The following is an 11,113-nucleotide window of genomic DNA, read 5'->3' as shown; positions in this document are numbered from 1 at the left end:
CATGAAGATCTACCCGTACAAGAGGCTCAACCGACCGATCCAGCTCAGAGTGACCTCGGTCTCCCTCAACCTCCCCGACGGCACCCGCGATCAGCTGGAGACCACCGCCTACTCGACCCAGCAGCAGGCTGTCGCACTGGGCATCGCGGGCCACACAGACTGGGTGAGTGCCACGATCGGCCTCTCGGCAACGCTCCCGCCGGGGGCGAACGCGCCGGACGCGGCCTGGTCCGACCTGCGCGTCCTCGCAGTGCTGACTGACGGTGAGACCAACGTCCGTACGTCCGTGGACCTCACGCGTGACGCGGGGGGCGATCTGGACTGGTCAGGGTCCCTGAAGGTGTGCCGGGACGACCACTTGGGGCGGGCTTCCCTGGCCGTCCACGCCGTCGGGACTGTGGACGGTGTAAGAGGACGGTCGATCGCCGAGACGAGCCGCAGCTGGACCATCGACACGGTCTCCGACGAACCGGTGAGCGGGCTCCGACTGGACGTCCAGAAAGCCTCTTTCAAGAACAGCTCAAGAGAGTCGCTGCGGGCTTGCGCCGACGCACCCTGGATCGTGGATGCCTCAGCACGTGTCCCCACCGTGTTCGTGAACACCGATGTCGAGGGTGTCCTCGGGCTGCTGGACAGCAACGGTTCCGGTGTCGAGAGCAAGGTGCGCGACCTCTTGGTCGCCCAGATGGCCACTGACATCTGGACCGCGGTGTTCCACGGCGCCATCGGTGACCTGGAGGTGGAACCCGGTGGCGGCCCGATCTTTCCGACCGACTGGCAGGGCGAGGTACTCCGGGAGATGCTCCCGGACGTGATCCCCGGCGTGCACGTCGAGGAAGCCCTGCGCCAGGTGCACCGCCGTCGCACCGGCGAGTCGGGTTGGGTCGAACTTCAGACCCGCATCCACTACGCGGCTGTCCGCCGTGCCGATGCCGGCAGGGCGCTCGCTTATGCCATCCGCAGTCTCGAACAGCAGAACCGAGAGAGTGAGACGTGATCACCGCACCGAAATTCCTACCGGAGCGCCTGGCGCTGCTCGCGGCCGCAGACGCCGATCCGTTCCTCACGGAGGAGTTGCTCAAGGCCGAGCAGGTGCATGAGGGGATCGATCTGGCCAAGGTCGTCGAGGCGCTACCCGAAGACGACGCCAGGTGGTCGGTCGAGCCGATCCGGAGCCTGGTGGAAGACGCCATGTTCGCGTTCAGGGAGGACCGCACCCGCGCTGACGCCTGGCTCGCGCCACGGCTCCACGCGACGCTGCGGCTGACACGGCGAGAGGCGGCGGACAAGCGGCTGTGGAACCACTTGGCCTTGGCCGTGGCTCCCGACTACGTTGCTTGGCGTCATCTGTCGGAGCCGAAGGCGGACAGGCCAGAACGGCGCGTCCCCGCGGAGCGCTTCCGGGGGGCCGCGGACCGGCAGTGCTTCTCCCGCCTTTGGTGGGTGGCCGAGCTCTTCCGGAACGGACCGGACTACGAACCGGTCGAGGTCGCCTGCGGGAACCAGGATCTCATCCACAGCATTCTGAAGAAGGAGATCATCGACCACCGTCCCACCGCTCAGGCCTTGGTCCGTCTGCTGAAGAGCGGACTGGTCACCACCGGGCGCGAGGCCGATGGCCTCAGCGTCGCGATCAATGCGGCGGGCGCCACCCTCGTCTACGACGTCCTCGCACCGGACGAGCCTCGTGACCCCGCCCGTCTGAGGGACTGGATCGCGGCGGCGGAATCCGCACTGCCGGTCGATCGACACGATCTACCGTCCGGACCCGACGAGGACCCCGCCCCGGAAGGGTCCGTGGCCGCGCTCACCGAATACTTCGCCGAGATGTTCGAGACCGCGCCGGTCCGAGGCAGGAAGAGCGTGGATTGACCAGGTCTACTTCATCGTGGAACGGACGGGAATCTGATCCTCGGGACGCGGACACCTGGCGGTGCACTCGTACGCGTCCCCACAGCCGTGGCTCCGCAGCTTGGCCCGCTTTTCCTCCGTGGCCGGCTGCCAGGACTCCTTCATCACATCCGGGTCCGGCGCGGGCAGGCCGAGTGCGGCACTCAACAGGTGCGCACCGAACAGGGGAGGAACGGCATTGCCCACCTGCTGAGCCCGTGCCGTACCCGACCACGGATAGTCCGGTGGGAAGCTCTGCAGCAATCCCGCCTCGTTCATGCTGAACCGCGGACCCTCGTAAACGATGTTCTCGTCGAGGTGTTCGAAGACCACGAAGCGGGAGATGCGGCCGGTGACGGTGGTGGCGGGCTGCCGGTCGGTCCGAACCCCGCGCCGCCCAGGGACTCCGGAACTGCCGTAGTTCGAGCGGACCAGGAAGGGAGTTCTACGCCCGTGCGGGGCGAGCACCTCACCCATCGACCTCCAGGGCTGGAGGTCGTCGTCCACGTTCTTTTGCTTCTCGGACTCCGATACGGCTTCGTCGTAGAGCGTCGGCTGATGGGCCGAGGCCGTGTCCCGTTCCTGCCTGCGATTCCATTCCTTCGGGTCGTAGGCACGGTGAGTCGGCCCGGGAAGCGAGGGCTCGCCGAGCCCCTCACGCCGAGCGATCAGCACCGCGCGGGAACGCGTCTGCGGAACCCCGTAGGTCTCGGTGTCGAGTACGTCGACGACGACCTTGTACTTGGTGCCGTCGGGAAGGCCGGTCTCCTCCAGCACCTCGGCGTAGTGCTCCCAGAGCGCCTCGACCGCGGGGACCTGTTCCAGGACGATCACGTCGTACGGCCGGTTCTCCCGGTTCGGACTCCTGGTCGCCTGAATCGCGTAGCGAAGCGGTTCCAGGACCATCGCCGTGCGTGGATCGCTGAGGTTCTCCAGGTCCTTGTCGATCTTCTCTTCCGCCATGAGGCGCTTGATGTAGTCCTTGACCTCGTTCAGCGCCTTGCGGCCCGCGCCCTTCCCGGCCACCGAGTAGGTCTGGCACGGAGGGCCGCCGGCGAGCACGTTGATCTCCGGCGGCAGCGACTCGAAGGCGTCCCTGCGCACCGCGCTCACATCGGCGTGAAGGGTGTCCAGCCCGGCCGCGTACCGCGTCAGACAGGCGCTCCTGTCCCACTCGATACCGAGACTCGGGATGCCGAGTGCCCGCCCTGCGACGTCCAGCCCCCCAGGTCCGGCGAAGAGGTCCAGGACAAAGGGCTTGTCGAGGATGGACTGGTGGGGCGCCGTGCTGGTCATGGGGTGGAAGTCTAGCCGGCTGCGGACATCATCGAATCCGGTTTCCGATCCAGGGCAGCGGCGATGGCCAGGCCGAGTGCCTCGCCGACCGACGGAGGCGACGCATGGCCGATTTGTCGATAACGTGGCGTTTTCTTGCCGGTGACTGTCCAGTCGGGCGGGAACCCTTGCAACACGGCCGCCTGTTCCACGGTCACCTGCACCATGCCGTCCCGGCCCAGTTCCGGGTTCCACACGAAATCCGGTCCCGGAAGCTCGTTCCTGAGCGAATGGGCGTTGACCCCCATGGTCTCCCACTTCCGCTTCGTCCCTCTGGGACCGAGGTCGGCTCCTCCGCGGTTCTTCGAACCACCGACCAGTGTCGGTGCCACCGAGGTCGCCTGGGCAGCCCACCGGTCGGCGTCCGGCCAGCCGAGAGACCGCATCGAGGGGCCCAGAGCCTTGCCCACGGACACATGCTCTGTCACGGTCGGGGCCGGCGGGTGGAAGCCGGTGAACCAGGGCCGCTGGATCGCGACCAGGACACCCTGCTTGCGGTCCTGAGGGACGCCGAAGTCCGCGGCGTTGAGGACGAACCAGCTGAACTCGTAGCCGAGGTGCTCCAGTTCGGCACGAGCGAAGTCACGGAACTCCCCGAACCTGTCCGAGTCGGCCAGGCCTGGCACGTTCTCCAGCAACAGAGCCTGGGGCCGGATCGCGTGCGCGAGATAGACCGTGGCCCGGAGCAGCTGTTCCTCCCGGCCGGTTTCGTCACGGGTGATCGTGGCGTTGGACTTCACTCGTGGCAGTCCCGCCGACAGCAGATCCACGTCCTGGCTCTCGGGGTGCTCGGCAGGGTCGAAGTCCATCAGGTCGGTCTGCAGGACGTTCCACTGCGGCCGGTTGGCCCGCAGTGTGCCGACGGCGTCCGCGTCGTCGTCCAGCAGCAGACGAGGCTCGAACCCCGCCCGCTCCAATCCGAGGGCGAGCCCACCCGCCCCGGAGCACACATCCACGAAGGTCAGAGCGCTCATTTCCGTCTCCCCCCGGCCCGTTCCGCCCGACGTCCCTCCACAGCCGCCGCGACGCGTACGGCCACTTCCTCGGGAGCTTCGTGCTCCCAGAACCGCAGTACCGTCCAGCCCTCCGCGATCAGATGCTCGGTCGTCTCCCGATCGCGCGCCATGTTCCGGTCCAGCTTGTTGCGCCACCACTCCGCGTTGGCCTTCGGCTGCGTCGCGTGCTGCGGACACCCGTGCCAGAAGCACCCGTCGATCAGGACCGCCACCTTCACTCCGGGGAACGCCACGTCGATCCGGCGCCGTGCCATGCCCGGCACCGGGTACTCCACGCGGTAGCGCAGGCGGGCGGCATGGAGCAGGCGCCGTACCGCCAGCTCGGCCCCGGTGTTCTTGCTGACCTGCCGGGACATGCGTGCGGAGACTCCGGGCGAAGAAGGTGTCAGGTTGCTCAATGCTGTCGCGCCTCAGGGACGTACGTAGTCTCGATCGATGACGATCGCATCCTGCCGGCCCGAGTCGATCGCGCGGAACCGGACCAGCGGGCTGCCCGGTCCCACCGACGACTTCGGGGCCACGAAGGAGAAGGCCATGACGAGGTCGCGCGGATCCACCGACCCGTCGGCGGTGAGCCGGAGCTCGGACTCCACCACCGGGTAGAGCACCAGGGCGCCCCGACGGGGACGGACGTTCTCCTCGACCGCCACGCTCCCGGCCGTGGTGACGGCGCCCGCGATCCGCAGTGCGGCGGCGCGATGCTTCGGCTCGCTGATCGCGCCGAACAGCGGAGCGCGACGACGCGTCCGTCGGGCCGGGGTGAACAGGCCCTGTCCCAGGATGCGGGCCTCGCGGCGACCGGCGGCGGTCTGCAGAGGCGTGATCACGAACCAGTCGTCGATCGTCGCCGGTCGCTGTCCCGCTCGCAACAGGAATTCGAGGTGCGGCGAGAACTGACTCGGGACGGACCAGCGCAGGTCGCACAGCGCTTGCATCAGCGTCTCGTGGGAGACGGTCCCCACCCTTGCCTCGTAACCGGCCTCGCTCCCGACGGCCAGTCGAACCGGGGTGTCCCCCAGCGCGGCCAGCACCGGCTCCCAGACCTCCGTGTTGTGGACCAGTTCCGCCGGGTTCTCGGGGTAGGCCGTGGGTTCCACCCATGTTCCGGGCGACCGGACCTCCACCAGCTCCGCGTTGAACATCTTGTTCCGCGCCGACGGCTTCACCCACGACAGATGCTGCGCCACCAGCGGCGGGATCTGCGCGGGCGTCACCTGGGGGCGGCCGTCCACCAGGGGTGCGTACCGGGCCAGCTCCTCGCGGAAGAGCTCCTCGTCGCGGCAGATGGCCTCGAAGGCCTCGTACAGGTCGACCGTCTTGGCGTTGCGGCCGCGGCCGAGCGTTTCCTCACGTCCGATGTACAGACGTACGAGATCCCGGTACCCGTGCCGGAAGCCGAACCAGCGGCCCATCTGCATCAGCGTGTCCGCCTGTTGGGTCGTACGGCGGTAATACGTGATCGTCAGGCCCTCGACCGTGAAGCCGCGGGAGAGCTTTGTGCCGCCGACGAGGATCTTCCAGACGTGCGGGGTGCGGTCGAAGTCGAGGTCGGGTTGGTTGTAGTCGCGTTCGCTGTCGCCGTTGACGACGATGACCGGCGTGCCGCCCTTGGCGATGAGCTGGTGGGCGCGGGAGATGTACGGCTTGAGGTCCGTGTATGTCTCCGGGATGGGCAGAGCGTCGTCCGCGTACTTGTGGAAATCTCTCTCCAAGAGAGAAGCGAGGCGAGTGTGGCCCTCCGCCCGCTGGTACGCCGCGTTGTGCCACATGGTGCTGATGCGCTGGGCGAGCACGGCGTGCTCGGCCATCCTGACCGACTCGTGCACCAACATGGTGTGGTGGCGGAACGGTCTCTCGGGGAGGCCGTTTGCGATTCGGTACAACTTGAGGGCACCGGTGAGCACGAAGGCGTCCAAGGCCTCCTGGAGCCGGTCGCCGGTGGAGTCGTGGATGCCGCGGACGTGAGTCGTCTCGGCCTGCCCCGGCCCGGCCTCGTCCAGGTCGTGAAAGTCCTGGACGCCCATGTAACCGGTCGGACGGGGAAGCGAGATGAGGAAGTCGCGGGGGAAGATGTCCTCTTCGTCACCGGGATCGACGAAGACATTGGCGAACGGAGTCGCCGTATACCCCACATACTGCGCCCGCGGCAGCAGCCCCAGAAGCTGGGAGATCAGCCCGTTGATCGCGGTACGGTCGGTCTTGCCGGCTTCCCACTTCTTCGGATCCAGCGTGTTCACGGAAGCCTGATCGGACTCGTCGTCGATGATCAGGGCCGGGAGCTCTCCGAGCAGGCCGTGGATCTGCTTGAGGTCCTTGACGAGTTTGGTGAGGACGGACTTGTTCTTCTTCACCACCAGAACGCGGGCCGCGGCGTGGTGGAGGTTCGCCGGGTCGTGCAGGGGGCGGGTCGGTTCGCGCTTCTCGAATTCCAGGGCCCGGATGCCCTGGGCGAGGCCCTTGTAGTCGTCGTCCCGGGTCGTCAGGCGCTCGATGTCGAAGGCGCCCAGCGTGGAGGGGCGCCCGCCGTGCTGGACGAAGTCGGGCCAGTCGGCGTCGTCGTCGCTGACGTAGTCGATGCCGACGAGGGAGTCCAGGTCTTCGATGTCGGCGCCGCGCAGGATGTTCTCCTGGCCGATCAGCTCCATGTCCAGGCGGCGCTGGGTCTGCGCGCGAAGGAGGTTCAGGGTTCCGCCGAGGACGATGACCAGGCGGTAGCCGGCGTCGATGGCCTTGGCGGTGACTCCGGTGAAGTTCGCTGTCTTGCCCGACTGGACGTAGCCCACGACCAGGCCCTTCGCCTGCCGGGCGGCGGGCTGCTCGGGGTCGGTGAGGCGTTCGACGACCGCTCGGCTCGCCTCGTCCAGGCCGGCTATCGCCGCGTCGGACCAGCCCTTGGCGCGCAGCTTCCCCTCGTACGACTTCCAGTAGAAGGAGCGGGCAGCCGTGCGCTCCGGGGTGTACCAGGGGGTGAACTCACGGGTGATCACGGTGGGGCCGGGGAGCTTTGCCACGGGGACGGCGTTGTCCAGCGCCTTCCGCAGGTCGCTGCCGAAGCGCAGCCGGTCGTAGACGACCGTCCGTCGTTCGTCGGTGCGGGCGGACGTGCCGAGTGCCCACTGAGGTTCTTCCGCGAAGTCCCATGCGGTGAGGTGGCGGCTCCACACGGCGATGAGTGCCTCGTCCGCGCCGACCAGACTCTCGTGGAAGCGTTCTTCGCTGAGATCGGCGTCGGGATGGTCCTCGTCGGCGGCCAGCGCGGCCCAGCGTTCGAAATGCTTGGGGCTGCCGGCCATGCCCGCGAGAGCGGAAGCATGGATGTCCAGGAGAACGTCGGCCGGGGTGTAGCTCATGTGCGGGCCTCAATCAGCGGTGCGGGGAGGGAGTCAGGGAGCCGTACGGCGGTCAGGAGAACGCCTGTGTGCGCCGTATGCGGTGCGCTTCCGCAGCAGCCACAAGGATGGTGTTCCAGTAGTCCACGCGGTCCTGGCGGCTTCGCTCCCAGCGGCCGAGCCCGAAGCAGTCCTCAAGGAGCAGGTACAGCAGGGTTTTCGAGACCGGAGCGTCGTTTGCGCCGCCGCGTCTCCCGTCGTTGAAGTCCTCGCGGAAATCCTTGTTGAGGATGACGGTGTTGTTCTCGCGGTCGAGGTCGAAGAAGCGATCGCGGGGAAGCGCTGCCCAGGTGAACGTGATCGGCTCCTCGCCTCCCTTCTCCGGCAGTTCCTCCTTGATGACCCGCTTGATCTTCGGATCGATTCCCTTGCCGGGAGGGGTGACCGGCTTGCGGACGATCTCCGTGCGCCTTGAACCGTCCCGATAGGCGGCCTCGGCGTCACCGAGGTACTGGTGGAAGGTGTTGCCCCCGGAGTCCACCGCCTTGTCCACGCCGAGGGTGAAAGCCGGAGTGACCGTGACCTTTTCCTTCTTCACGTCGAGGCTGAGGACGCTGTTCGCGTGCGTGGGGAGATCCACGGCTACCCGGGCCAACACGTGGTGTCCTTCGGGGTTGCGCAGACCGTTCCAGCCTCCCGCCTGGACAAGGCGGTCGTTCCGGTAGAAGTAGAAGCCCTGACGTTCCGCGAGCGCGCCGATCTGCCGGAAGCCTGCCTGCTTCGACTTGGCGGGCCAGATGTGGGCGGTCAGACGCATGTCCCCGATGCCCTCCACGGGCGCGGTGAACTGTCGCGGATACCCCTTCCTTCCGGGCACCTTGTAGCCGAAGGGATCCAGCGCTTCTACGGCGATGTGGTCCACCTCTTCGCCGAGCTCGTCCGCGCTGCTGCTCACGTCCCACACCGCGATGTCCAGTTGGAGGCCGCGTTGCAGGAAGCGGTGGAGGTAGAGGCCGAGGTGGGTTTCCAGGCGGGAGATCGCTTGCGACAGGTACTGGTCGCTCTGACCCGGCGTCACGGTTTCGAAGGCGCGTACCTGGTCCCACCGTACGACCGTGCCGTGCCACTCGATGATGCCGTCGTACCGGTCGACGAGATCCTGGGCGTAGCGAGGGTCGACCGTGTCGCAGCGGAAGCTGTCCTCGATCCCCTCCGCGGTCAGGCGGCGGCCCGCGGCGCGACTGCGCTTCGTGCGGCTGACCACGGTGAGGGACGAAGCGTGCGAGAGCGACGCGGCCTTCAGGCCGGTGCCGTACATGCCGAGGGCGTGGTCACCGTAGGTGCGGCGCCTGCCGACCGTCATCGCGTCGTCCAGGCCGGTCTCGTCCATGCCCTTGCCGTTGTCGATGATCAGCAGGGTGAGGATGCGCTCGGCGTCCCGCAGGAAGTGCACGACGACCTTGTCCGCGCCCGCGTCGATCGAGTTGTCGATCAGGTCCGCCACGGCGACTTCGAAGCCGTAACCCTGATTGGTGAGTGCTCTGCCGTAGCCGGCGTCTGGCGGCAGATGCGTGCTGCCGGTGGTGGGGACGTCGTACTGCCAGACGGTGCCGGGCTCGTAAGGCATTGGTTCCTCGAAATACACAGGTCAGGACCGCTCCGAAGACGTCGGCCCCTCGATATGGACGGTGAATGTGACCGTACTGCAAAGGTGGGACATAGAGGGAGGTAGAACGTTGAAGTAGGCCGATAATTCCCTTATCTGTCCTGTGCTTTGACGTGGCAGGAGGTGGTCGTGGTTGAGCCGAGCAGCTTTGCTGGTGAAGGGGACAGAAGCTGCGGCCGTTCGATCATCGCCATCCGGAGCGTGGTGGGCAGACGACTCCGGACAATCTGCAGCCCCTTTGCCGTCGGCATCATCGGCCCCGACAGGGCACACGTACACCAATGCTCCGCCCGTCTACAGGGGGTGACGTCCGGGGTCAGACCAACGCCCACACCGCCAACCCCACCCCGAACAGACACAACCCCACCCCGCCCCACAGGCTGGACACAGGCCCGGCTGTCTTCCCCGTGCCCGCCACCACCATCCGCCGCGGATCCTCCGGGTCGTACCGGACCGTCACCGGCAGCCCGGCCTCCAGCTCGGGCACGTACTCCGCGTTGAGCGGGGCTCGGCGGTAGGTCTGGTTCGATGGGCCCGCCTGGTAGCGGACCTGGGCGGGGTGGACCGTGGGGCCCTCGCGGCGGGGGCCCCGGACGACCTCGCCCTTGGTGCGGGTGCCCCGTACGCCCAGGAGGCGGAGGCCTCGGTGGTTGTGGAGGGCTGCGTAGATGATGGCGAGGCCGGTGCCCAGCCAGAGGGCGACGAAGAGTAGGGCGACTGTCAGGCCTGGCTGGGACATGTCCGGTTCCCCCTGGATCGGTTATGCCTGTGTGCCGTGGCACTCCCCGTAGACCCGCCCCGACCCGCACCAGCAAACCGCGCCCCGCTGCGGAGGCCAAGCCACCGCTCGTCCTCGGGCCGCCAGGGTCGTCGCGTACTGCGGGAGCAGCGCCCCGTCGCCCGGTGACGCACCCTCCGAGGCGGCGAAGGCCTCGTAGGAGGGGACCGTGCCCGTGACGATGCCGAGGTTCCCCGTTCCGGACGCCGCCAGTTCCCTCAGGGAGGCCTCTATCGTCGCGAGGTGCTCCTCGTGGGAGGGGTAGTCCTCCGCGAGGGTCGGGTACGCCGTGACCAGTTCCGTCAGTTCGGCCGCCGGCCAGTGCAGGACCGCCACCGGGAAGGGGCGGGACAGGGCCTCGCGGTAGGAGCCGAGCTCCGCCCTCAGGCGGGAGATCTCCGCCGCCAGTTCCACCGGGTTGTCCGAGCCGAGGGACCAGACGCGCTTGGGGTCGTGGAGTTCGTCCAGGGGGACCGGGGACGTGTGGAGGGTGTCCGCGAGCATGTCCCAGTCGTCGTGGACCGAGCCCAGCATGCGGCGGACCCGGTGGCGGCCGAACAGCAGCGGGTGGGTGGAGTACGGGGGCTCCTGCACGTCCGCCAGGAGCAGGCGGGTGCCCTCGGTGAACGTCTCCTGGGCCGCCTCCAGCTCGTCGTGGGCCTCCAGGGCCTCCGCCACGATCACCCACGGCGCCGGGTCCCGTGGTGCCGCCGCCCGGACCCCCTCGATGATGGCGCGGGCCTCTGCCTCATGGCCGTACTCCCAGAGGTTCGACGCCTTGAGGGCCCGTACCAGGAAGGGGTTCTCCAGGCCGGTCTGCGATGCCAGCAGGCTGTCGTAGAGGGCGGTCGCCGCGGGGCGGTCGCCGGCCAGTTCCAGGTGGGCCGCGGCCTGCAACAGCAGGGCCTCGGCGTCCTCGGGATACAGGCCGGCGGTTCGCTCCAGGCGTGCCGCTTCGGCGGTGTGGTCGACGTTCTCGGCAGGCGTGTCGGGGCGCATGGGGGACACCGTACTGCCGATGGCCCAATGAGGAGAGATATACGCAGGCCAGGACACCCGGCGAGGCTCCGGCCCGGGTTCGTGGCCGCCGGGTGGGTGA

General features: G+C 68.0%; 9 protein-coding genes. 2 read left to right on the top strand and 7 right to left on the bottom strand.

Translation table 11 applies throughout. From position 1 onward, the window contains the following. Position 1 precedes the first annotated feature (1 nt). Positions 2-997, top strand: a complete 996-nt coding sequence (locus tag ACFY0U_RS04435) for a hypothetical protein (protein ID WP_388629966.1) — start codon at positions 2-4, stop codon at positions 995-997. Further along, positions 994-1,872 (top strand): DUF6339 family protein, encoded by an 879-nt coding sequence (locus ACFY0U_RS04430; protein ID WP_388629963.1) that lies wholly within the window; start codon positions 994-996, stop codon positions 1,870-1,872. Before ACFY0U_RS04435 ends, ACFY0U_RS04430 begins: the two co-directional genes overlap by 4 nt. Before the next feature lie 6 nt (positions 1,873-1,878). Here ACFY0U_RS04430 and ACFY0U_RS04425 read toward each other — a convergent pair whose 3' ends face one another. The 7 genes from ACFY0U_RS04425 to ACFY0U_RS04395 form a co-directional block, all read right to left on the bottom strand. Further along, entirely contained in the window at positions 1,879-3,186 is a 1,308-nt protein-coding gene (locus ACFY0U_RS04425) for a DNA cytosine methyltransferase (protein WP_388629960.1), read from the bottom strand. 11 nt (positions 3,187-3,197) lie between these two features. Continuing rightward, positions 3,198-4,199, bottom strand: a complete 1,002-nt coding sequence (locus ACFY0U_RS04420) for a DNA cytosine methyltransferase (RefSeq protein WP_388629958.1) — start codon at positions 4,197-4,199, stop codon at positions 3,198-3,200. Further along, on the bottom strand, positions 4,196-4,597 hold the full coding sequence (locus ACFY0U_RS04415; protein ID WP_388629955.1) for a very short patch repair endonuclease: 402 nt from the start codon (positions 4,595-4,597) through the stop codon (positions 4,196-4,198). The genes ACFY0U_RS04420 and ACFY0U_RS04415 overlap by 4 nt, the downstream gene beginning before the upstream one ends. Before the next feature lie 54 nt (positions 4,598-4,651). Continuing rightward, entirely contained in the window at positions 4,652-7,591 is a 2,940-nt protein-coding gene (locus ACFY0U_RS04410; RefSeq protein WP_388629952.1) for a Z1 domain-containing protein, read from the bottom strand. Positions 7,592-7,643: 52 nt separating this feature from the next. Beyond that, positions 7,644-9,197, bottom strand: coding sequence for an ATP-binding protein (locus tag ACFY0U_RS04405; RefSeq protein WP_388629950.1), 1,554 nt, complete (start codon positions 9,195-9,197; stop codon positions 7,644-7,646). A gap of 355 nt (positions 9,198-9,552) precedes the next feature. Beyond that, on the bottom strand, positions 9,553-9,975 hold the full coding sequence (locus ACFY0U_RS04400) for a DUF3592 domain-containing protein (RefSeq protein WP_388629947.1): 423 nt from the start codon (positions 9,973-9,975) through the stop codon (positions 9,553-9,555). A 21-nt stretch (positions 9,976-9,996) separates the two neighbouring features. Continuing rightward, positions 9,997-11,013: an SEC-C domain-containing protein gene (locus ACFY0U_RS04395; RefSeq protein ID WP_388629944.1), complete on the bottom strand. Its 1,017-nt coding sequence runs from the start codon at positions 11,011-11,013 to the stop codon at positions 9,997-9,999. Positions 11,014-11,113 lie beyond the last annotated feature (100 nt).

This window comes from Streptomyces sp. NPDC001536, from assembly GCF_042894505.1.
GTDB lineage: Bacteria > Actinomycetota > Actinomycetes > Streptomycetales > Streptomycetaceae > Streptomyces.
The sequence above is the reverse complement of the archived record's forward strand: the minus strand, read 5'-3'. Positions and strand labels throughout refer to the sequence as shown.